Origin of the sequence: Nocardiopsis dassonvillei (genome assembly GCF_964273065.1) — a bacterium.
Lineage (GTDB): Bacteria > Actinomycetota > Actinomycetes > Streptosporangiales > Streptosporangiaceae > Nocardiopsis > Nocardiopsis dassonvillei_B.
The window spans coordinates 985,266-1,006,599 of the sequence record NZ_OZ186815.1; the positions used below are offsets into that span (position 1 = coordinate 985,266).

A 21,334-nucleotide genomic window follows, 5' to 3' on the forward strand; every position below is an offset into this window, starting at 1 on the left:
TAGAACGCACAAGTGTTCATATAGCGAACACAAAAGGGTGTGAAGGCCCCGGACCGGGAGACCCGCCGACACCGAACCCGGGGAGAGGGCTCGGGGCTCCCCGGCGGCGGACGGCACAGCACCCCGGGGAGACGGGCGGGGCGGACATGGCCGGAAGCGGCACGAACCCCCGCCCCAGGCCGGTTTCTGGAATCATCGGTGCCGACCCGTGAACCCCGGCGGAAACGGTGCCACGACCGCCACCCCGCACGACGGCGGCCCGCGGCCGTACGCACGCACGGCTCCGCGCCGGAACGGGAAGGCGACCGCCGGCCCCGCCACGGACGGGGCCCCGCGGACCGACCCGGCCCGGACCCGCCCCCGGCGACGCTCCGCCGACGGCCCCGGGCCCCGCAACGAAAGGCAGGCGACCTTGACCGCGCACACCACCGCCCCCGGGGGCGTCCACGTCTGGGAGACCGCCGGGCCGCCCCGGGCCCTGGTCCAGCTCCAGCACGGATACTCCGAGTACTCCGAGCGGTACGTCACCCTCTACGGCGGCCTCATCCCGCACCTGGTCGAACTCGGCTTCGAGGTGTGGGCCCAGGACCTGGAAGGACACGGGGACGCCCCCGGCCGGCCCGGCTCACCCGACGTGCGCCGCTCCGTCATCGACCACGTGCTCACGCGGCGGCGCATGCGCGAGCGCGGCCTGCCGGTCCTGCTCTTCGGCCACTCCCTGGGCGGGCTGGTCACGGCCGGGTCGGTGACCGTCGACCCGCAGGACGTGGCCGGAGTGGTCCTGACCTCCCCCGCCCTGGTGCCGCTGCCGCCGCCACCGGTGGTCGCCGCCCTGAGGCTGGTGGGGCTGCTGTTCCCCGCGCTCCCGGCACCGCTGCCCCGGAGGGAGCCCGCCCGGCTCACCCGCGTCGCGGAGTACGTCGAGGCGGGCGAGCGGGACACCCGCGTCTTCCGGGGGCGCATGCCGATGCGCACCGCGGCGAGCGTGGTGGAGGTCAACGCGGGCGTCCGCCGCAGGATCGCGCACTGGCACACCCCTTGCCTGGTGGTGCACGGCACCGGGGACAACGTCACCGACCCCGAGCAGAGCCGCCTGTTCGTGGAGTCCCTGCCCGTGGAGGACAAGGAGTTCCACCCGGTGGAGGGCGGCTACCACGAACTCCTGCACGACACCGACGGGGAGCGGGTCCTGGACCTGGTCACCGCCTGGCTGGAGCGCCACACCCGCCGGTGACGGACCCGCCGGGGCCGGGGCCCGGCCCGGCACGCCCGTGTGCGCGGCCCCGCCCACCGCCCACGGGCCCGGCAGACCTCAGCCGTCCGGGTCCCTGCGGCCCAGACCCCACAGGCCCGGGGCCGCCAGGGCGCATGCGAGCACGGTCGGCCCACCGTCGGCAGGAGCGCCGGATCCCCCACCGGCACACGGTCGTAGGGCGAGGTCGCCGCCAGGGCGTCGGCCGGCCCGGGTCGGGGCGGAGAAGCGCAGGCGGACGCCGCAGGCCGCCACCGCCCACACCGCGGCGAACACCCGGCAGCACCGCGGCCGACCCCGCCGCCGGCAGCACCCCCGGAGCCCGCACGAACACCATCGACACCGTCAGATGGAGCCGTCGTCCATCGCACCGGCCAGGGCGCCGCGGTGGACACCGCCGGAATCATCTGAATGGAAGGGTCTGCTCCGGATGGACCCGCGCACGGAGTCCTACCGGGGTTCGGGTTCACAAGAGCAGTGACTTTACGACGTAGATTACTTGGGGATTCCATTGTGCGGACGGACCCCCGGGCACTGCCCGCCGAAGCCACACGAATGCCCGGCGACCGCCGCCTGCCCGGGGTCACCGCAGAAGCGAACGTGTTCGGCCACGTGCGGATCGCCCGTTCGACCCAGCGTGCACGACCGGGCGGCGGACCAATGGGCGTCCTCGGGCGGGCACATGTTCCCGAACACGACTCCCGGACAGCCTGGAGCGGGACGTCATCGACGGAGACCGCAGAACACGAGCGCACCGGCCCGTGCGGACAGGGGCGCTCGCGCGTATCGGTCACTCCTCCACAAGAATCGCCGCATGATCCGGTGCGTCCCACGATGCCGTCAGCAGCGCCATCTCCACCTCGGTACCCTCCCCCACCTCGAACGGGAACGGCACCACCGCCGACCCGCCCGGGTTCACCTCGGTGTACATCACGTCATCGTCGTCCAACGCGAAGACCGCGTCCATGTCGTACGCGTACCGGTTCCCGTCCACGTCGACCAGCTCGGACCCGTCGATCTCCGGGAACTGCGGACCCTGCGAGGCATTCGTCAGCTCCACGGTCAGGACCACGAACTCGCGGCCGTCCGCTGCGGTCGCGTTGGAATAGGAGCCGTTGATCTGCGTCGTCCGTTCGACGCCGGTTATGGCCATGTCCCAGATGCCGTCCGACGCGGACTCCGACATCGGCACCGCGTCGGGGATCTCCTCTTCCGGCTCGGCGGCCGCGCCGGGGTCGTCCTCGTGGCCCTCCATCGCCTCCATGTCCTCGGGAACGTCGAGGGACTCCTCCATGTCCGCACCGATGTCCTCGAACGCGGCGTTCAGCGAGGCACGGATGTACGCCTGGTTGCCGAACCAGCCGATGGTGAAGCCCAACAACAGCGCGACCACGGCGCTGACCGAGGTGGCGATCCAGCCGGTTCTGTTCATGGTTGCTCCTCGCGCGAGGCCACGGGACGGAGCGGGCGTACTCGTGGGATGAGTGCAGATTACGCCTGAAGGCAAGCAGTGCGGGCGACGCCCCGTGGCCGGTTCTGGTCGCATGTCACCGATATGAGACCTGTACGGCTTTGCGCTCACACCCAGCATGTCGACTGCGATGCATTCATGTCATGGGAATCGGATTCCCGATAGACAGGGCACATGGGTTCCGGGCACAGAGGTGTGCTCGCACTTCGCCGCCAAGGCGGCGCTTTCACCTGCCCGGTCCCGAAGGCCACCGTCCACGCAGGTGTCCTCGAGCAGACCGCATCCGGGTGGGGCTCCGGAATGAGGACTTCGCTTTCGGCACCTGGAACCGCGGCGGAGCCTTCGTCCGCCCAGGCGCAATCGAACCCATCACCGACATGGAGCCCGGTTCCCCCACCTGATGCGCCAGGGCGAGAATGACGATCGCTGTCCCCGGCCCGCCCCCATGCAGGTGACCGTGTCGCCCTGCTGGAGGAGAACCGCCTACTGCGCAGCCGACCGGAGCGTGCCGAGGGTGGGACCGAGGACCTGAACGGCCGGGCCCGTTCGACCGGCGGTGCTGCGGTGCCCGTGCTCGGGGCGCCGCCGCTTCGTCCGAGGATCTCGGCCGGACGCGGGTATACCGCGCAGATGACGGGTTTCTTCAGGGTGCACGCGGATTATGTCGGGCGCGTGGGCGTCGAGGTGGGGATCTTCGTGGCGGTCGATCACCTCAGGCGTGCGGGCATGTTGTCCGACTCCGAGGAAGAGCTCTACTTCGACATCGACGACTGGTTCCGGAGCGCCCTGCCCGTCCCGCCCCTGTACACGGACGGCAACACGCTGGGAGCGGTGACGTGGTTCCGGAGTTCGGTGCGCACCCGAACCGATTTCGTCGAACGCCTCGACGCCTTGCGGGGTCTCCTGTTCGCCCACGGTGTGGCCCATCGGGAGAGCACCTCCGATGACCCGGGCCGGATCGTTTACGAGGACGGCTACCAGGTCGGTGCCGTCCCCCGTGTCCGCCGGCCGGCCGACCCCCTTCCCTTCCCGCCGGGGACCGTGCTGGGGCCGACAACGGCGGGCTCCAAACGGCACCTGGCCCGGCGGGCGGCACGGTCGGAGGGCTCCTGTGGGCTGGATGGAGGGGGCGGAGGCCGGACGGTCGGGTGAAGCACGGAACCACCCCCGGCCCCGAGTGCCGTATCCCGTGGGGGTTCGACCCTGCGATCACCGGCCAACGGCGCCCGTACACACCCGCCGAACCGTCCGAGCCCGGACAGCAGCTCCAGGCGGGGCTGTCCGGCGTCCCGGCAGGCCAGGCCTGCGGGTGCGCCCACGTCTCGCACATGGTGTGGGGTCGGTAGGGGCCGGGGCCATCGTCATGAGCGGCCCATCCCCGCGTGCGCGAGGCTCACGGTCGGGGCGGTCATCCGGTCTGGTCCTCCTTCGGCCCATCCCCGCGTGCGCGGGGCTCACACCCCCGCCCGCGCCAGCAGCTCCTGGGCCAACGGTCCATCCCTGCGTGCGCGGGGCTCACAACGCGATCTGGTCGTGGCTGAGGACGCGGACCGGTCCATCCCCGCGTGCGCGGGGCTCACGACGAGGCCCGATTCACCGGCGGCAAGATGGACGGTCCATCCCCGCGTGCGCGGGGCTCACCACGAGGCCACGGTGAAGCGGCACCTGAAGACCGGTCCATCCCCGCGTGCGCGGGGCTCACTCGCACAGGGCCTTAAGCTCCGCGCGCCGGTCGGTCCATCCCCGCGTGCGCGGGGCTCACGCAGGTCGCGGGATGTTTTCCCTGATGAGGAGCGGTCCATCCCCGCGTGCGCGGGGCTCACTGAGACTATCGACGTCGATAGGTTTCCGCTACCGGTCCATCCCCGCGTGCGCGGGGCTCACTGCGCGAAGGCGCCGCCGATCTGGGTCCCGTCCGGTCCATCCCCGCGTGCGCGGGGCTCACGCCCGCGACGCGGTCGGGGTGCAGCACAACCACGGTCCATCCCCGCGTGCGCGGGGCTCACGAGGTCCGCCGCAACCCGGAGCTCGGGACTGCGGTCCATCCCCGCGTGCGCGGGGCTCACGTCCGCCGCTCGCTCACCGACCCGCTCACCGGCGGTCCATCCCCGCGTGCGCGGGGCTCACCCAGCCCGCTACTCGAACAGGTCGGGGTGCGCCGGTCCATCCCCGCGTGCGCGGGGCTCACGGCGTGTGGGTCGAGCACGGCTTCGGGTTCCGGGGTCCATCCCCGCGTGCGCGGGGCTCACAGTTCGCGACCTGGACAAACGCGGCGCGTTATCTCCGCGTTATGTTAGGGCGGCAGGCGTCGGTCCGGGTCCCACGCCGGGGGCAGGAAAGGGGCCTTCGCGCTCTCCGCGGTCCGACCCGACCCGCCCCCGGGCCCGGCACCCTAGGTCGGGTTCTCGTCCAGCTTGCGCCGCTCCTTGCGGTTGGGATGGCGGATGACCACTCCCCCTATGCCGCCGGAACCGGTGAGCCGGATCAGCGGCGTGCCCGGAAGGCGGTCCGGGGTCGTCTTGTCCTTGAGGCCGCCGATGCCGGGGTCCATGCCCGCGGTGTCGGCGGCCCAGCCGTCGGGGATGACGACCGTGACACCGGAGGTCTCCCCGTAGGCCTCCACCAGGATCTCCCGGAGACGGCTCTGGACCCGGCTGAAGTCGATCTTCACGCCGCCCACACCGCCGTGGGCGACCACGTGGGAGGGCGGCTCCCACCGCCCGGGGCCGCGTACGGCGCCGCTCATCCCGCCCCTGAGCACCAGCGGCGGCAGCTGCTGCTCGGTGGCCTGCGGCGCGGGCAGGTCGGCGGTCAGGGCGGCCAGCTCGGCGTGGGTCTTGGACTTCAGCGCCCGCTCCAGGCGCTCGTCCAGCTCGTCGTAGTCGATGCGTCCCTCGGCAGCCGCGTCGCGCAGCTGTTCCACCACCGCGTCCCGTTCTTGATGGGAGGCGCGCAGCTGCCCGGCCGGAGCGGAATGCGCGGGGAGAGGAGGGCTGTGGTCGTTCATGCCCATGAGCGTATATCCGCACCGGGAGAACACCTCGGGAACACAGAAGCCCCTTCCTTCAGGAGATCGGTCGTGCACCAGGTCAGCGGACACCGCCCGGCTTGGGCAGCGGCCTCGCCCGCCGCACCGGGAGGGGCTTGGGCTGTTGGTCGCGACCCCTGCGGCGGGAGCGGGGCCGCTGCGGCGGGGTGAAGGGGGCGGCGGCGCGCGGGTGGGCCTCGGCGGACAGCAGGACGGTCAGGTCCAGACGGGGGGTATCGGCATGCATGGGATCACCTGTCAGATCTACTCAGAATTAAGTACTTCGCTTGCAGTGGTATAAACATAGTACTACGTCTGAAGTGGTGTCAACCTCGTTCCGAGAGTGCTCCGCCATGCGGCAGATTCCGGCCCGCCGGGCGACCCTGCCCGTCTCGGCCGCCCCAACGGCGCGGCGTCACCTACTCCGACGACCGAGGTGACCTGCTCGTCCAGGTCGACCACCGCTTCCAAGAGCACGCGGACCCCGAGGGCAACGTGATCGCCGCCGCTCGGGCGGGGCGGCGCCACCGGGGCAGGGCCATCGAACCGGTGCATGCGGGAACACCACTTCCGAGCCGGGAGAACCCGTCTCATGGCACGGCTCGACACGTTCGACGGCTTCCGACCGTGCAGGGGCACCCGCTCATCCACCGGGACGCGGGTCCAGGCGGACGGTGGCCACCACGGGGACACGCACGCCCTGCTCGATCGCTACCTCGCAGACGAAGGCCATCAGCCACCCCATCGCTTCACAGGACCACTCCGCCAGGTGCACCTCGAAGGTGGCGCGGTGACCCTGCGACTCCACGGCCGGGAAGCCGGGGATCCCGGGAGTCAGCCCGCGGGCCGCGTCCTGCCCGGGTGCGGCGGTGATATCGGGGAAGACCCGCTGGCGGATCTCGCGCAGCCGGTCCCCCATCGCCGGGGCGGCGTCGGCGACCTCCGTGCCGGTTCCGGAGTCCAGACCGACCACAACGGCGGTACGGTGCTCGACGCCGAGGGATCTCGGATCGAGGTCGGGAGGCGGCAGTGATCTGCGAGAACGCTGCGCTGCGCGTGTCTGCGGTCGCCGGTGGTCAGCCCGCGCTCGTCGGCGCAGGAGATGACGGCCGCGCCCGCACGGCGCAGCTCTGAGGCGATGCTGTGGGCGCGTTCCTCGGGTCGGCGGGCCTCCTGCTCGGTGCGTTGTTAGGGCTGGGCACTGTGGTGATGTCGCACGGCTGCTCATCGGACATGGCCGCGATGCTGTCGGGGGTACTGCGGTTCCACGGCGGCGCTGACTGCGGGGCGGCCCTGCCGGCCGGAGCCTGCGGGGGCGGAGCCCCGTGCCCACCGGGCGGCGCGCCTGGTCTTCCTCGGTGCTTCGGGCGGGGGGCTCTCTCCCGATCCCTGTTCGGACAGGCGGTACGCGGTCGCCGTCCTAGGGGTGATGCAGGCGGCCCTGGAACGACCCCTCCGTCCCGCCTCCACACATTGCGGCCGGGGCGTGGTCCGGGCCTGCGGCTCTGCCCGCAGCAGAAAGGACATTCCCGTTCGGTGGAGCCCTCATACGGTGGAGGGCCCAGCCCCTGAAAGCCGTAGGAGTGCGTATGGATGCGATCACCGGTACAGCAGCAGGCGTGCCGTTCACGGCCCTCCCCCCGTCCGGGGGCGATACCGACCCTGCGCCGTTGATCGTGACCTGGCACATGTTGGACGCACCGCGCACGGATGCGGCCTTCGCGGCGGCGCTGCCCATGGCCGGTGTTCCCGCCTGGCGGGTACACCTGGGCATGCCGCTGTGCGGCTCGCGTATGGTCGACGGCCGCCTGGACAGACACATCGAACTCGCTCGCAAGGACATACTCCTGGCGTACCTCGGCCCGATCATCCGCCAGGCGGTCGAGGAGTTCCCGGCCGCGCTGGCAGAGCTGCGCCGCCGGCTCCCGATCGACGACCAGCCGATCAGCATCCTCGGTGCGTCACTCGGCGGTGCGGTGGCTCTGCAAGTGCTCACAGCGCCGCCCAGTCCGATCGGGGCGGTCGCGCTCGTCAATCCGGCTGTACGGGTGAGCGCGGCCGTCGAACTTCTCGCGGCCGGACTCGGCCAGCCCTACGGTTGGACCGCTGAATCCCGCAAGGTCGCCGACGAACTGGACTTCGTCGGCCGCGCCGAGAGTCTTGCAGGGGAGCCACCGCTGCTACTGGTCAGTGGCGAGCAGGACCACCCGGCGCTGCGGGAGGACGCGGTTTCCCTGGTAGGGGCGCTACGCGAGCGGTACGCGCATCCGCACGACATCGAACTGGCGACCGTGCCGGGCTTGGCCCACCCGCTAGCCGATGAGCCCGGCCTGGAACCGGGCCCCCGGTCGCCCGCCGCAGTGGCGGCTGACGAGATCCTGACCCAGTGGTTCCTCCGGCGGCTCGCGACGCAGTGAGCATTGCTCGGTGGGCTTACCAGGGCCGGTGACGACGGTCCCTCCGAGGCACATCGATGCTTCGCAGAGGAAGCCCGTCCGCGCGAAGCGCGGGCGGGCTACTGGTCCTGTGGGGAGAATCGTCACTGGTGTGCGCCGGTGCCGCACTGGTCCACGGTGCGCCCGTGGCGTGGAGCTGTTCCGGCTCTACGCGGTGACCCCCACGGCCCTGCCTACTCCGGGCGCTCATCCTGGGGAACCCGTTGCTGCGGAACGGTCAGAAGGGTGCCGAGTTCTCAGCGGTCGATGACGGCTCCGGAGCGGGCTCGTTCGCCGGTGCGGACCTCGGGACGCATCCCCGCGTGCGCGGGGCTCACACCGGGCCAAGCTCTCTGTAATCCAAACCTGACGGTCCATCCCCGCGTGCGCGGGGCTCACACGGTGTGTTCGGTGATGTCCATGTCGGTCTCCGGCCCATCCCCGCGTGCGCGGGGCTCACTCCTCCTCGTCCTGGGTGCCCCACAGCGCGGCCGGTCCATCCCCGCGTGCGCGGGGCTCACCAGGGAGCCGCGGGGGGCGCGCAGCGTCTCAACGGTCCATCCCCGCGTGCGCGGGGCTCACCACAGGTCGTCTGGCGGGTCTGCGAATAGGACCGGTCCATCCCCGCGTGCGCGGGGCTCACGACGCGAACCGATCGACGTGGCCGGCGGACCGCGGTCCATCCCCGCGTGCGCGGGGCTCACAGCTGCGTGAGGGCCTGGAGCCGGCCAGCTGCCGGTCCATCCCCGCGTGCGCGGGGCTCACTCGACTGTTGCGCTGGCAATGACTAGCCGTCGCGGTCCATCCCCGCGTGCGCGGGGCTCACGACGGGGTGCTGTGGGAAATGCTCATGGGTGCCGGTCCATCCCCGCGTGCGCGGGGCTCACCCGGCCAGGGCCTCGGTGAGCGCGTTCACCCGCGGTCCATCCCCGCGTGCGCGGGGCTCACAGTTCGCGACCTGGGAAAACGCGGGGCGTTATCTCCGCGTTATGAGCGATCGGGGGCCCCAGTCTCTACCTCTGGACACTTTGGCACGGCGGGAAGTACGGGCTCAAGGCCCGGGACGGAGCTTTCCCGAGCGGCACCTCCGGCGGGTACATGCTTTTCTCCCCCTCTTTCATTTCAAGTCTTCGGGGCCGGGGTGGGTTCGGCTTCCTTCGTTTCATCCCTCGTGATGTCAGAAAGCGAGCAGGATCAGGGCAGGGCCGCCACGACAAGCGGTCACCGTTTCCCCGGGCGTGGAACGCCCATCCGATTCCAGCCGAGCCTGCGCGGCTACGCCAAACCGCGACACCGTCGTCACGGCCGTGCGCCACCTGTCCCCCGTGGCGCCCCCAGGGGCCGCCGACCTCCGGGAGCGTGGATTCCGCAGCCGCCGCGAAAAGGACCGTTCACGCCCTCGAACAGCTCTGCGCCCCCTAGACTGCACCCACAACGTGACCCCGCGTCACACAAAAAAGCGGGGCCGCCCGGTGCTACCAACACCGAACGGCCCCTGACCGACCTACCTGTCAAGACCAGGAAGGCGGCTAGGCATGAATCCTAGTCCCAGGGCGCCCCGCGCCCGGAACGGGGACGCGCCCCATGTCCCCGTTCACCGCAAACGTCCACCCGGGTCGATGGGCGTGCAGGGTTTCTCCCCCGCCGTCTGGACCACCCTCGCCCTCAAGGCCGGGGTGTTCCCCACCTCCAGGTCGCACATCGTGGCCGCGCTCATCGCCGACGCCGTCGACCGCGACGGACGCTGGTGCTTCATGTCCCAGTCCACCCTGGTCGAGCGCGCCGGAACCCTGCTGAGCCTGTCCACCGCCAAGCGCGCCCTCGACGACCTCCTCGCCGCGAACATCGTCCGCAAGCTCCCGCGCGAGCAGGTCCACGGGTTCTTCGCCGCCGACCTGGCCGCCGGGAACATGCGCGCCGACAACCTCCCCGACGTGCTGGAACTGCTCGTCCCCGCCAGCGCCTACACCGACGCGGCGCTGGAGCGGATCAACGAGGCGCGCGCCCTACTCGGTGAGGAGCCCCTGACCCCGCAGAACCGGCCCGACCTGCCCACGGCAGGTCGTTCTGGCCTGTCGCGACCGGTCAGGGCGATCCCCCGCGACAGGTCAGAACGGCCTACAGACCCCTACCCCTCCGACCCCCGCCCCCATGACCCCTCTCCGGATCCCGTCCGCGGGCGGGTCACCACAGGGTCGGTGGTCCCGCGCCCGCGCTCCGCGCCCGACGCACGCGGCCCCGGTTCCGGGTCGCCCGGGGCGGAGGCGGGGAACGCGCTGCCGGTTCCGCCCCGAACGCCGGTGGAGGTGACCGGACCCGGGAGGCGTGTCCCGGAGCCCGTACCGGGAACCACGAGGCCCACCCCGACGAGAGCTTTCCAGACGGAGGCGCCCATACCGGCACGCAGGCCCGGGGCGGGGGCGCATGCCTCGGCGGGGACATCCGGCGCCGCAGGACACGCCACGGCGAACATGCCCGGGATCGCGGCGCACACCCCGGCGCGGGTGCCCGAGGCCGGAGAACGCATCCCAGCTCGCACGTCCGGAACCACGGTGCCCACCCCGGCGGGGCTGTCCCCGGCTGAGACGCACACCCCCCGGCGGACTCCGCCCGCCTGGGCGCTGGACCTGCTCCGGCTCATCCCCGACGCGGCCCTGCGCCACCCCGCGCGCGACCGCGCCGTGCTCGCCGGGCGGCTGTCCGACCTGCATGCGGAGGGCGTCGGGGAGGCGGAACTCCGTGACGCCCTGGCGGGCTGGCAGGACACCGCACGGCCCTTCGCCGCCCTGCGCGCCCGGCTCGCCTCCCCCGACACCGTGCGTGCGTGGAACGCCCGCGCGCTGCTGCGGGAGCTCCCGAGCCCGTCACCGCCCCCGGACGCCTTCTCCCGGCGCCCGGTCTTCCCCGTGGACGGACAGGGGCGGGCCACCGGCACCTGCCCCGTGCACCCGAGCGTGCGCAACGTCCCCGGCGGAACCTGTTCCCTGTGCGGCGGCCCCTGCCGCAGCGAACCCGGGGAGGTGCCCCATCCTCCATCGGCCGGTGGCGACGCGCTCCCGTCGTGGCTCGGCCCACCCGGAGTCGACGCAGGGTTCGCGGTCCCCAAGTGCGACGACGAACGCTGCAACCCCGACCGGGAGTCGCCCCGCTACCGGACCGTGCCGCGCCTGACCCCCGACGGCCGGGACGTCATCGCCGTCCCCTGTCCCGTCTGCGGGCGGCGTGCCGGTGGTGGGTCACCGGTGGCCGCGTGACCGCGCCTCGGCGTCGGGCGTGCCCAGGAGACGGAGAAGCCCCCGCGGTGGCGCGGGGGCGAAGGAGGTGAGGGGCAGGGTCACCCGCGGATGCGGACCCCGGTGATCAGCGCGGACCACTCGGCCCGGTCGAAGGTGAGGTGCCCGGCCTCGCGGTTCTGGGTGTCCCGGACATCGGCTCCGTGGACATCCTCACGCGCCTCGACGCAGTTGTGCCCATTGGCGCTGTAGCTACTCTTGTGCCACTCGGCGGGGGTGCTCATGTGAGGCTCTCCAAGTACTCCAGTGAGGACGTGACGGGCATGGCGTCGGTCAGTGCTGCTGTGACCACGGCGTCCACACGATCCGCCACGTCGGCGGTTAGCACTACGGTACCTTCCGCGTGATCACTGGCGATGATGCGTTCGCCGGACCGCAGACGGTAGATCATCAGGGGCGCCACGGGTACCAACATGGCAGTCCCGGGCGGAGCCAAGGTGAGGGTGACACGTCCCGTGTCGACCCAGGACAACAGGTGCTTCGCCTGTGTGCGCCGCAGATCCGACGGCAGCCCTCCGACGGCTGTGGCAGGGAAGACCGCAGCCACCCGCAGGTCCGGAAGTTCCGCAAGCCGTTCACAGCGGAGCGCGACCAGGCGCACCAAGTCCTCCTCCTTTGCTGCCGGTCGCCCCGCGAGGAACATGGCACGCGCGTACTCGGGCGCCTGGAGCATGCCCGGCACCCCCGAGGAGGTGAGCAGGGTCGCGTGCCGGGATGCGGGCTCGATCGCCGCGAGGTCGCGTGCCCATTCCGGCAGCCCCGACCGCGAGGTGTACGCCCGCCAGACGACCAGGAGTTTCCCACCGGCCTCGCACGCCTCGTCCAATTTCTCAGCATTGTCGCGTTTTGGAGGAGAATGTCCGTGCTCCCACCTGTTCACCGAGGAAACGGACACACCTGCCCGCTTGGCGAGCTGGGTTTGCGTCAGCCCTGCGATTTCCCGGAATTGCGTGAGAGCCTCTGCGAAGGGGTTCAAAGGCATACCTATAGCATGCCCATCCATTTCCGCCACCGCACTGGTTTTCCCCGAGTTTTCTGATCACTGGGAAACCGGCGTCCGTCCGCCCACCATGGGCGCATGGACGACACACGAACCCCCACCGCACCCGAAACCGAGACCGCGGTCCTCGCCCTTTGCTCGGCGCTGCGGCGCCGTGGCGTGGCCGCGGCCCGCGGCGACCTGCCCGGATCCGTGCGCGCGGAGTACGCCGGACGCCGGGTGACCGTCCGCCTCCTGGACCGCCGGTGGTGGCGGCCGATGCCGGGCGGCCCCCACACCACCGTCGCCGTCGCCCGTTCCGGCGACGAGGACTCCCTCGGCCGCGACCTGGCCGCCGAACTCCTGGAGCGGCCGTGACCTCCCGTGATCCGCTCACCTGGGACGAATTCGCCCGTCTGACCCGGCCTCGGGCCCGCTCCGCCGCAACGGCCCCTCCAGCACCGACTTCTCGGAAGGAACCCGTGACACTCGACCGGCGGCGCACCGCCCGCCCCGTGACCGCCGCCCAGCGGGAGAGGGCCGACGAGCTCTTCGACCGCCTGTCCTCACTACTGCGCGACGCCGCCGACCCGACCGCCGTGCTGCGCCGGGCGGACAAGGCGTTCGACGTCCTCCACCGGCACCTCCGGGACGGCGGGGCGCTGCCCAGTCCCTGGCTCGACGCCCGGCGTTAGGGCCTGTTCCAGCGCATCGGCCCGTGTCACCGGCAGGCCTGGGAGGCGCGGACGGAGTCCCGCAGGCCCGGAGCGGACGCCCTCCGCCCGGGTCCGCGCCCGCGGGCCGCCCGGTACCGGCCTGGCGGGGCTTCACCCGACGAGAGGAGCGGGCCCGGAGAACACGACCTGCCGCGGAGGGTGGTCCGCCGGGGTGGAAGGGTGCGGTCCCCACCACGGAAACCGGAGCGCCTGTGCGGATGCGGCCGACCTCGGTCACCCTCGACTGCGCCGCCCCCCTGGAACCGGCCGCGTTCCACGGGCGGGCGACCGGCCTGTCCCTGGGCGCGCTCTCCACCGCCGGGTTCGCCGCCCTGGCCCCCGAGAACGGGTTCGCCCTCGTCTTCCGGCGGGTCGGCGGGTACCGCCCGCCGCACCGGCCCGTGCAGGAGGTGTTCCAGCAGGTCCACCTGGGCTTAGGGGTCGACGACCTCGACGCGGCGCAGGCGGAACTCCCGGACCTCGGGGCGACCGCACCTGCCGAGGAGCCGAACGCGGAACGGTGGCGGATGCCGCTGGACCCCGCGGGACACCCGTTCTGCTGGGCCCGGCGCTGACCGACCGGGCGGACGGGCGAGCCGCAGGAGGTTCCCGGAGGGCCGCCGCCTGTTCCCCACGGAGGAACGCTCCGGCCTCCGGCCACCACCCCGGGATCGAGGCGGAGCGGTGAGTTCGGCCGCCCCCTTCCCCGGCAGTGCCGGGGACCTCTCAGGCCCGGTGGTTCCGCCCGGATCCGAAAAGCCGCGCACTGGACCGAACAGCGGGGGCAGGAGGCCCGGGACCCTCTGTCGGCCGCGCACGTACCACCCGGACCCCGTGCGTCACGGGCCGAGTGGCGGGCGGACAGGGCGGTTACCGCCCCCTCTCAGCCGAGCACGTACAGTCCGGCCCCGCACGTCGCGGGCCGGACGGCAGGGCCGGACGACCCGAAGCCCACTGCTGACCGCGCACATACCCGGCGGGGCCGGATGGCGGGGCGGGCGGCCCAGAACTCCTGCCAGCCGGGCACCCACAAGCCCACCCCGCACACACCACCGGCCGCACAGCACAAGGTGAACGGCCCAGACCCCCAGCTGGCCGCGCACGCACCCGGCGAGGCCGAGCGGCGGGGACAGGCAGCCCAGAACTCCTACCAGCCGGGCACCCACAAGCCCACCCCGCACACACCACCGGCCGCACAACAGAGGGCGAACGCCCCAAATCCCCGTCAGCCGCGCACGTGCAGCCCGAACCCCGTGCGCCCCGCGGGCTCCAGCCCCTCCTTCAGCCGCAGCGAGGGGATCTCGTAGTCGCCGGAGTTCTGCCGCCGGAACGCGATCGGCTCGGTCGACTCCAGGGTGAGCAGGCGCTGCTCCCAGGCCTTGGCGACGTCCGGGTAGTCCTCGGCGGTCATCCGGTCGGCGCCGTACACCACGAACGGCGGCAGCACCTCCAGCCCCGGGTAGTACAGGATGCCGTGGTGGATCGGGAACAGCAGGTCGTCGATGGGACCGTTGACCCCCCGGTCGGAGTAGTGCGGCTCCAGTCCGCCGATGGTCACCGACAGCATCGCCCTGCGGCCCGCGAGGGTGCCCTCGCCGAACCGCTCGCCGTACCGGGTGTCGCTGTGCTCTCCGACGCCGTACGCGAAGCGGTAGGTGAACACCCGGTCCACCCAGCCCTTGAGGATCGCGGGCATCGTGTACCACCACAGCGGGAACTGGAGGACGACCGTGTCGGCCCACAGCAGCTTCTCCTGCTCGGCGCGCACGTCCGGGGTGAGGTCCCCGGCGTCGAAGGCCCGGCCCGAGTCCGTGACGACCCTCAGCGGCCGTGAGGCGTGGGGGCCGTAGTCCGCGGCGTCGGCGGTCGCCTTCCAGTCCATCGCGTACAGGTCGCTCACCCGCACCTCGTGGCCTGCGGACTCCAGGGTGGAGACCGCGAGGTCCTTCAGCGAGCCGTTGAGCGAGGCCGGCTCCGGGTGGGCGTGGACGATCAGCGTCTTCACGGGGACTCCTTCGGTTCGGATGCCTCCGATTCTGGGAGCCGCGGCGCCCGCTGTTCAGGGACGCCCCTTCCGTCGGACCGGACTTCCTGGTAACGACAGGACCACCCTCGCGGGCGGTGCGGCGGCCATACTGGGGGCATGGACGATCTCGCCGGTTTCCTCAGGACCCGGCGGTCCCGGGTCGACCCGGCGACCGTCGGCATCCCCGTCGACCGCCGCCGCCGGGTGGAGGGGCTGCGCCGCGAGGAGGTCGCGCACCTGTCCGGCGTCAGCGTCGACTACTACGTGCGGCTGGAGCAGGGCCGCGCGACCCAGCCCTCCGATCAGGTGCTCGACGCGCTCGCCCGGGTCTTCGGCCTGGACGAGACCGAGCGCGGGCACCTGGACCGGCTGGCGCGGCAGTGCCGCCGCCGGGCCAGGACTCCGGGCGGGCGGCGGGTCCGCCCGGAGCTGCTGCGCGTCCTGGACCTGGTCGTGGGCGCGCCCGCGGTGGTCATGAACCACCGCATGGACGTGCTCGCCGGGAACCGCCTCGCCCGGCTCCTCTACGGCCGGCCGCTGCAGGGGCTGAACACCGCCCGGCACATCTTCCTGGAGGAGGACGAGCGCGGCCTGTACGCGGAGTGGGAGACCTGCACCCTCGACGCGGTCGGACACCTGCGCCTGGCCGCGGGCCGCTACCCCGACGACCCCCGGCTGGCGTCGCTGGTCGGGGAGCTGGCGGTGGGCAGTGAGCGCTTCCGCCGGCTGTGGGCCCGTGCGGACGTGCGCGCCCGCACACACGGCCCCAAGGTGTACCGGCACCCGCTGGTCGGCCTGCTGGAACTGCACCAGGAGAACTTCTCCCTGCCGGACGGGTCGGGCATGGAGCTGCTGGTGCTGTCCGCCGCCCCCGGCAGCCGCACCGAGGACGGGCTGCGCCTGCTCGCGAGCCTGGAGGCGGACGGCGGCGACACGCCCTCCAGGGAGCGGGCCCGGACCCGCGAGTAGCAGGCGCTCCGGCCCGGCCGCACCGCTCGACCGGAGCGCGGATCGCACGTCCCGGCGCGGACCCGCGGCTCCCCCACACCGTCCCGGGGCGGGACCGGCCGACGCTCCGGCGCGTCCGCCCCCGCCCCGCCCCGCGGCCGTCCGCTCCGGGGCGACCGCACCCGGAGGAGACCCACGTCACTCCGAAATCCGTCACAACGCGCGTGCCCGCGCCGTCTTGAAGGGTGGAAGCGAACAGCGGACGAGAAGGAGCACACGATGGAAGCGCGTCTGGACCTCTTCGGCAGCCCGGTCCTGGGCAAGACCCTCAAGCACCTCATCGCGGCCGGCAAGGCCGTCGCGGACTCACCGCTCTCCCCCACCACCCGGGAGCTGGTGCTGCTCCGGGCCAGCCAGATCAACGGCTGCGGGTTCTGCGTCGACATGCACGCCAAGGACGCCGCGCACGCGGGCGAGACCGCCGACCGCCTCCACATGGTCGCGGCCTGGCGCGAGGCCACGGTGTTCACCGACGCCGAGCGCGCCGCCCTGGAACTGGTGGAGGAGGGAACCCGCATCGCCGACGCGGCGGGCGGGGTCTCCGACGAGGTGTGGGAGAACGCCGCGAAGCACCACGGCGAGGACGGGCTGGCCGCCCTGGTGTCGACCATCGCCGTCATCAACGCCTTCAACCGGCTGAACGTCATGACGCGCCAGCCCGCGGGGCACTACCGGCCGGGCATGTTCGGCTGAGCGCCGGGCCGTGCGCCCCGCCCCTCCGGGAGCGGGGCGCGGGGCGCGGCCGTCAGGCGTGGCGGCCGGAGAGGGCGACGACGCCGCCGAGGCCGATCATCGCCACTCCCCCGCCGACGGACAGGTCGGCCAGGCGGCGCGGGGAGCGCGCGAACCAGTGGCGCGCGCGGCCCGCGCCCAGCGCCCACAGGGCGTCGCACAGCAGGGCGATGGCGACGAACACCCCGCCCAGCACCAGGATCTGCGCGGGCACCGCCCCCGCGGCCGGGTCCGCGAACTGCGGCAGGACGGCGACGAAGAACACGAGGGTCTTGGGGTTGGTCGCCCCCACCGTGAACCCCTGGGTGAGCAGCCGCAGCGGCCGGGACGCCGTGTCCGCCGGCGCCTGCGGCCCGGCGGCCCGGTGGCGGTGGCGGATCGCCGAGACACCGAGCCAGACCAGGTAGGCGGCCCCGGCGAGCTTGAGGACGGTGAACGCGACCGCGGAGGCGGCGACGACCGCGCCGACCCCGCAGGCGACCGCGGCGATGAGGGGCAGGTTGCCCAGGGCGTTGCCGAGCACGCTGAGCAGGCCGTCGCGCCGCCCGAGCGCGAGGGAGCGGCCGATCACGAAGAGGACGCTCGGCCCGGGCACCAGGACCAGGACGAGGGCGACGGGAACGAAGGCGAGGAGGTTCTCCAGGGGCACCATGCCCGCACGCTACTCCCCCGCGGCCCGGGCCCGCCCCCGGTTTTCCGGCGGGCCGCCCGGGCGGGATGAGCGCCCCGGGAGCGGGTACATTCCGGGGGCCGCACTCCCCCGGCGGTGTCCGGCCACGGGCGGGGCGGGGGCCCGCCGCGACCTCAGGGAAGAGGCCATGGAGTACGAGAACACGCCCGCGCCAGGCGGTACCGACTACATCGTGGTGGGCACCGGCCCCGGCGGCTCCCCCGTGGTCCGGCGGCTGGTCGACGCGGGACACCGGGTGACCGTCCTGGAGGCCGGGCCCACCGACACCCGGCCCGAGATCGACGACCCGCGCGGCGCGTTCGCCCTGTTCGGCTCCGAGGTCGACTGGGCGCTGCTCAGCGAGCCGCAGGAGCACCTCGGCGGGCGGGTCCTCTACCAGCCGCGCGGCCGGACCCTGGGCGGGACCAGCATCCTCAACGGCATGGTCTACAACCGCGGCGCGGCCGCCGACTTCGACGCCTGGGCGGCCTCCGGGGCGGTCGGCTGGGCGTGGCCGGACGTCGAACCGTACTTCCGGAGGCTGGAGGACTTCGGTCCCGGGGCCGGGCCCGCACGCGGGGTCGGCGGCCCGCTGTCCGTCCGGCGCAACCCCGCACCCGACCCCGCGGCCACCGCGTTCGTGGAGGCGGCGGTGGGCGCCGGGCACCCGTTCAACGACGACTACAACGACGGCGAGAGCCGCGGGGCGAGCTTCACCCAGGCCACGCTGGTCGACGGCGCCCGCGTCACCGCCTGGCGGGCGTACGTGGCGCCGGTGCTGGCGTCGCCGCTGCTGACGGTCGTCACCGAGGCGCACGTGACCCGGGTGCTCGTCGAGGGCGGCCGGGCCGTCGGCGTGGAGTACCGGGGCCCGGACGGGGAGGTGCGGACGGTGCGGGCCCGGCGCGAGGTGGTGCTGGCCGCGGGGGTGTTCGGCACCCCGCAGATCCTGCTGCTGTCGGGGGTGGGGCCCGCCGGGCACCTGCACGAGCACGGCGTCACCGTGGTCGCCGACCTGCCGGGCGTGGGCGAGAACCTGCGCGACCACGCGGTGGTCCCGGTGGTCTGGGCGCGGGCCGGGGCGGCCCCCGACTCCCGGGGCATCGGGGTGGAGGCCCAGCTCATCGCCGACGGCCCCGACACCGCGATGATCCGCCCGGACCGGCAGGACATCCTCATCCCCTACGTCTACTCGACCCTGCAGGAGGGCCTGCCCGAGTCGGGGTTCACCACGGTCGCGGTGCTGCTGCACCCGTACAGCTCGGGCACGGTGCGGCTGCGCTCGGCCGATCCCGCCGCCCCGCCGCTGATCGACCCCGCGCTGCTGTCCGACCCCCGGGACGTGCGGGCCCTGGTGGAGGAGGTCGCGGCACTCCGGGAGCTGGGGCGGCGCCCGGAGCTGGCCGCCCATGCCGAATCCGAGGTGTACCCGGGGGAGGCCGACCTGTGGGAGTACGTCCGGGCGGCGGCGGACGCGGGGCACCACCAGGTGGGGACCGCGCGGATGGGGACGGACGCGCTCGCGGTGGTGGACCCGGAGCTGCGGGTGCGGGGGGTGTCGGGGCTGCGGGTCGCGGACGCGTCGGTCATGCCGTTCACCCCGGCGGGCAACTCGGCAGCTCCGGTGTTCATGATCGGCGAGCGCGCGGCGGACCTGCTCCTCGCGGAGGCCGACGGGGACTGATCCGGGTCGGCGGGTCCGGCCCTCCCTTGTTCCGCCAATCGAATTTCGATAGCTTGTTGTTGTTATTCGATTCCCCAAGGTTTTCCGGGGACCGCGGGCGCGGTGGTACCGGGCGCCGGTGCGGTGCCGTTCGGTATCGTCGGCCGGGCCCGACCGGACGCGGGCGGAAACGGAAGAGGGGCGCTGGATGCCGATCGTCGTCGACATCGACGTGATGCTGGCCAGGCGGAAGATGTCCGTCGGCGAACTGGCACGGCGCGTCGGCATCACCCCCGCCAACCTCGCCGTCCTCAAGAACGGCCGGGCCAAGGCCGTGCGGTTCACGACCCTGGAGGCGCTCTGCGAGGTCCTCGGCTGCCAGCCCGGCGACCTGCTGCGCTGGGAACCGGGGGCGGAGGAGGCCGGGGGGCCCGGCGGCCCCGGACCGGCCGGGGCGGGCAGGACGGGCAGGGCCGGCTGAGACCGCCGCCCGCGCCGGTGCGGCGTGCGTCCGGCCGCGTTCGCGCGGGCTCCGCTCCCGGGCCCGTCCGCGGGGCCTCCCCCTGGTCCGGGCCCGGTCAGGCCGGGACGGTACGGGCGAACAGGTGGGCCAGCGCCCGGTCCAGGTAGGAGTGGCGGAAGCGGTGCTCCGCCGCCAGCAGGCGGGCGGGGACCACCCGCTGGTCCGCCAGCGCGACCTCGTCCGCGCCCTCCCGGCCCAGCAGGACCGCCGGGGCCCAGCCCGGCACGGGGAGCAGCGCGGGGCGGCGCAGGGTGCGGGCGAGCAGGCGCGCGTACTCGGCACCCCGCACCGGGTGCGGGGCCACCCCGTTGACCGGGCCGGACAGGCCGCCGTCGAGGATGGCGCGCACGTAGATGTCGGACAGGTCGTCGGCCCCGATCCAGGACATCCACTGCCGGCCGTTGCCGATCCTGCCGCCCAGGCCCGCCGCGAACAGCGGGTACTGGAGCCCCAGCACCCCGCCGGCCGGGGTCTGCACGATGCCGGTGCGCACCTGCACGCACCGCGCCCCCGCCGCGGCGGCCGGTTCGGTCGCCGCCTCCCAGTCGGCCACCAGTTCCGCCAGGAACCCGTCGCCGCGCGGGCTGTCCTCGGTGAGCACCTCGTCCCCGCGGTCGGGCCCGTAGTAGCCGATCGCCGACGCCGACACGAACACACCCGGGCCGCCCCGCCCCGCTCCGGCGGCGACCAGTTCCGCCAGTGCCCGCGTGGGCCCCACCCGGCTGCCGCGCAGCGCGTCCTTGTGCTCCCGGTCGAACCGGCCCAGGATGGGCTCCCCCGCCAGGTGGACCAGGGCGTCCACCCCGTCGAGCAGGTCGGGGGCGGGCGCGTCGGGGTCCCAGCGGCGCTCGTCGGGACCGCCCGGGTCGCGCCGCACCAGCCGGACCACCCGGTGGCCGGAGGTGGTGAGCAGTGCGCACAGGTTGCGGCCCACCAGGCCGCTCGCCCCGGTGACGGCGACCGTCACCTTCCGGTCCGACCAGGCGCGGGAGCGTTCGAGGGCGGCCAGGTCCTCGGCGAGCTGGGCGTGCCGGTAGGCGAACATCGGCCGCAGCACCGCGTCGGGCACGGAGGTGGCGACCCGGTCGACGACCCGGGTGCCTCCGCCCCCGGCCTCCTCGAAGTCGTGGGCGTGCGTCCACGCCAGCACCGCCGACAGCGGGCGGTTCACCAGCCGGTCCGCGAAGCGACGCGGCGGGTCGTAGCGTTCGGGCAGGTGGGCGGCGACCCAGCGCACCCCGCCGGGGAGGGCGAGCACCGCCGTCCCGTCCCTCAGGGAGTCGGCCTCGCTGTGCAGCCGGACAGGCTGCCAGGGCGGGGTGAGGCGGGTGAACGCCCCGGCCCGCCCGTGCCAGGCGAACACCTCGTCCCGCGGCGCGGGCACCACACTCGCGTACCGGAAGACCATGCCCCTCCTCCGTCGTTCCCTCGCTTGCCTGTGGCCACGCTAGCGCGGCGGCGGGCGCTGTCCAGCGGACGGGCCGGGCGGAGGCCGGTCCCCCGCCCGGCCCTCGGTCCGGCCTCGGTCCCCGGCCCTC

At 73.4% G+C, this 21,334-nt stretch carries 20 protein-coding genes and 2 CRISPR repeat arrays; of the genes, 11 read left to right on the forward strand and 9 right to left on the reverse strand.

Translation table 11 applies throughout. The features are described 5' to 3' along the window. The first annotated feature begins 412 nt into the window (after positions 1 to 412). Complete coding sequence (locus ACSUPR_RS04680) at positions 413 to 1,234, forward strand: alpha/beta fold hydrolase (protein ID WP_436889680.1); 822 nt, start codon at positions 413 to 415, stop codon at positions 1,232 to 1,234. 808 nt (positions 1,235 to 2,042) lie between these two features. On the opposite strand, the gene ACSUPR_RS04685 is transcribed toward ACSUPR_RS04680, so the two are convergent. Then, the gene (locus ACSUPR_RS04685; protein ID WP_436889681.1) at positions 2,043 to 2,684 is read right to left on the reverse strand and encodes a DUF4352 domain-containing protein; all 642 of its coding nucleotides are present in this window, start codon (positions 2,682 to 2,684) and stop codon (positions 2,043 to 2,045) included. 669 nt (positions 2,685 to 3,353) lie between these two features. Between ACSUPR_RS04685 and ACSUPR_RS04690 the strand changes: the two genes are divergently transcribed. Continuing rightward, the gene (locus tag ACSUPR_RS04690; RefSeq protein WP_436889682.1) at positions 3,354 to 3,875 is read left to right on the forward strand and encodes a hypothetical protein; all 522 of its coding nucleotides are present in this window, start codon (positions 3,354 to 3,356) and stop codon (positions 3,873 to 3,875) included. A 216-nt stretch (positions 3,876 to 4,091) separates the two neighbouring features. Continuing rightward, positions 4,092 to 4,972: direct repeats of the CRISPR family, unit length 29 nt; unit sequence CGGTCCATCCCCGCGTGCGCGGGGCTCAC. A 143-nt stretch (positions 4,973 to 5,115) separates the two neighbouring features. Here the strand turns inward: ACSUPR_RS04690 and ACSUPR_RS04695 are convergent. The 3 genes from ACSUPR_RS04695 to ACSUPR_RS04705 form a co-directional block, all read right to left on the reverse strand. Continuing rightward, complete coding sequence (locus ACSUPR_RS04695; RefSeq protein WP_436889683.1) at positions 5,116 to 5,730, reverse strand: DUF1707 SHOCT-like domain-containing protein; 615 nt, start codon at positions 5,728 to 5,730, stop codon at positions 5,116 to 5,118. 82 nt (positions 5,731 to 5,812) lie between these two features. Then, positions 5,813 to 5,998, reverse strand: coding sequence for a hypothetical protein (locus ACSUPR_RS04700; RefSeq protein WP_436889684.1), 186 nt, complete (start codon positions 5,996 to 5,998; stop codon positions 5,813 to 5,815). A gap of 396 nt (positions 5,999 to 6,394) precedes the next feature. Continuing rightward, a complete protein-coding gene (locus tag ACSUPR_RS04705) occupies positions 6,395 to 6,724 on the reverse strand; it encodes a hypothetical protein (RefSeq protein ID WP_436889685.1) in 330 nt (109 codons plus the stop codon). Positions 6,725 to 7,340: 616 nt separating this feature from the next. Between ACSUPR_RS04705 and ACSUPR_RS04710 the strand changes: the two genes are divergently transcribed. Together ACSUPR_RS04710 and ACSUPR_RS04715 are read left to right on the forward strand one after the other, a co-directional pair. Further along, positions 7,341 to 8,168, forward strand: a complete 828-nt coding sequence (locus ACSUPR_RS04710) for an alpha/beta hydrolase family protein (RefSeq protein ID WP_436889686.1) — start codon at positions 7,341 to 7,343, stop codon at positions 8,166 to 8,168. Positions 8,169 to 8,495: 327 nt separating this feature from the next. Next, positions 8,496 to 9,134: direct repeats of the CRISPR family, unit length 29 nt; unit sequence CGGTCCATCCCCGCGTGCGCGGGGCTCAC. Between the two features lie 671 nt (positions 9,135 to 9,805). Further along, positions 9,806 to 11,440: a hypothetical protein gene (locus tag ACSUPR_RS04715; protein WP_436889687.1), complete on the forward strand. Its 1,635-nt coding sequence runs from the start codon at positions 9,806 to 9,808 to the stop codon at positions 11,438 to 11,440. 80 nt (positions 11,441 to 11,520) lie between these two features. Here ACSUPR_RS04715 and ACSUPR_RS04720 read toward each other — a convergent pair whose 3' ends face one another. Together ACSUPR_RS04720 and ACSUPR_RS04725 are read right to left on the reverse strand one after the other, a co-directional pair. Beyond that, complete coding sequence (locus tag ACSUPR_RS04720) at positions 11,521 to 11,703, reverse strand: DUF397 domain-containing protein (RefSeq protein ID WP_436889688.1); 183 nt, start codon at positions 11,701 to 11,703, stop codon at positions 11,521 to 11,523. Next, entirely contained in the window at positions 11,700 to 12,461 is a 762-nt protein-coding gene (locus ACSUPR_RS04725) for a Scr1 family TA system antitoxin-like transcriptional regulator (protein ID WP_436889689.1), read from the reverse strand. The genes ACSUPR_RS04720 and ACSUPR_RS04725 overlap by 4 nt, the downstream gene beginning before the upstream one ends. A gap of 96 nt (positions 12,462 to 12,557) precedes the next feature. On the opposite strand from ACSUPR_RS04725, the gene ACSUPR_RS04730 reads away from it, so the two are divergent. The 3 genes from ACSUPR_RS04730 (at position 12,558) to ACSUPR_RS04740 (ending at position 13,749) form a co-directional block, all read left to right on the forward strand. Beyond that, entirely contained in the window at positions 12,558 to 12,836 is a 279-nt protein-coding gene (locus ACSUPR_RS04730) for a hypothetical protein (protein WP_436889690.1), read from the forward strand. Positions 12,837 to 12,940: 104 nt separating this feature from the next. Then, the gene (locus ACSUPR_RS04735) at positions 12,941 to 13,153 is read left to right on the forward strand and encodes a hypothetical protein (protein ID WP_436889691.1); all 213 of its coding nucleotides are present in this window, start codon (positions 12,941 to 12,943) and stop codon (positions 13,151 to 13,153) included. Between the two features lie 239 nt (positions 13,154 to 13,392). After that, positions 13,393 to 13,749 (forward strand): VOC family protein, encoded by a 357-nt coding sequence (locus ACSUPR_RS04740; protein WP_436889692.1) that lies wholly within the window; start codon positions 13,393 to 13,395, stop codon positions 13,747 to 13,749. 650 nt (positions 13,750 to 14,399) lie between these two features. Here ACSUPR_RS04740 and ACSUPR_RS04745 read toward each other — a convergent pair. Further along, positions 14,400 to 15,179 (reverse strand): NAD(P)H-dependent oxidoreductase, encoded by a 780-nt coding sequence (locus tag ACSUPR_RS04745; protein WP_436889693.1) that lies wholly within the window; start codon positions 15,177 to 15,179, stop codon positions 14,400 to 14,402. Between the two features lie 138 nt (positions 15,180 to 15,317). Here ACSUPR_RS04745 and ACSUPR_RS04750 point away from each other — a divergent pair, with 138 nt between their 5' ends. Continuing rightward, the gene (locus ACSUPR_RS04750; RefSeq protein ID WP_436889694.1) at positions 15,318 to 16,169 is read left to right on the forward strand and encodes a helix-turn-helix transcriptional regulator; all 852 of its coding nucleotides are present in this window, start codon (positions 15,318 to 15,320) and stop codon (positions 16,167 to 16,169) included. 258 nt (positions 16,170 to 16,427) lie between these two features. Continuing rightward, positions 16,428 to 16,901, forward strand: a complete 474-nt coding sequence (locus ACSUPR_RS04755; protein WP_436889695.1) for a carboxymuconolactone decarboxylase family protein — start codon at positions 16,428 to 16,430, stop codon at positions 16,899 to 16,901. Between the two features lie 52 nt (positions 16,902 to 16,953). Here ACSUPR_RS04755 and ACSUPR_RS04760 read toward each other — a convergent pair whose 3' ends face one another. Further along, positions 16,954 to 17,592 carry a LysE family translocator gene (locus tag ACSUPR_RS04760; protein WP_436889696.1) on the reverse strand — a complete coding sequence of 213 codons (639 nt, stop codon included), beginning with the start codon at positions 17,590 to 17,592 and terminating at the stop codon, positions 16,954 to 16,956. 166 nt (positions 17,593 to 17,758) lie between these two features. On the opposite strand from ACSUPR_RS04760, the gene ACSUPR_RS04765 reads away from it, so the two are divergent. Then, positions 17,759 to 19,294, forward strand: a complete 1,536-nt coding sequence (locus tag ACSUPR_RS04765; protein ID WP_436889697.1) for a GMC family oxidoreductase — start codon at positions 17,759 to 17,761, stop codon at positions 19,292 to 19,294. Between the two features lie 187 nt (positions 19,295 to 19,481). Further along, entirely contained in the window at positions 19,482 to 19,754 is a 273-nt protein-coding gene (locus ACSUPR_RS04770; protein ID WP_436889698.1) for a helix-turn-helix domain-containing protein, read from the forward strand. Between the two features lie 97 nt (positions 19,755 to 19,851). On the opposite strand, the gene ACSUPR_RS04775 is transcribed toward ACSUPR_RS04770, so the two are convergent. After that, positions 19,852 to 21,204: a TIGR01777 family oxidoreductase gene (locus tag ACSUPR_RS04775; RefSeq protein ID WP_436889699.1), complete on the reverse strand. Its 1,353-nt coding sequence runs from the start codon at positions 21,202 to 21,204 to the stop codon at positions 19,852 to 19,854. Positions 21,205 to 21,334: the final 130 nt, after the last annotated feature.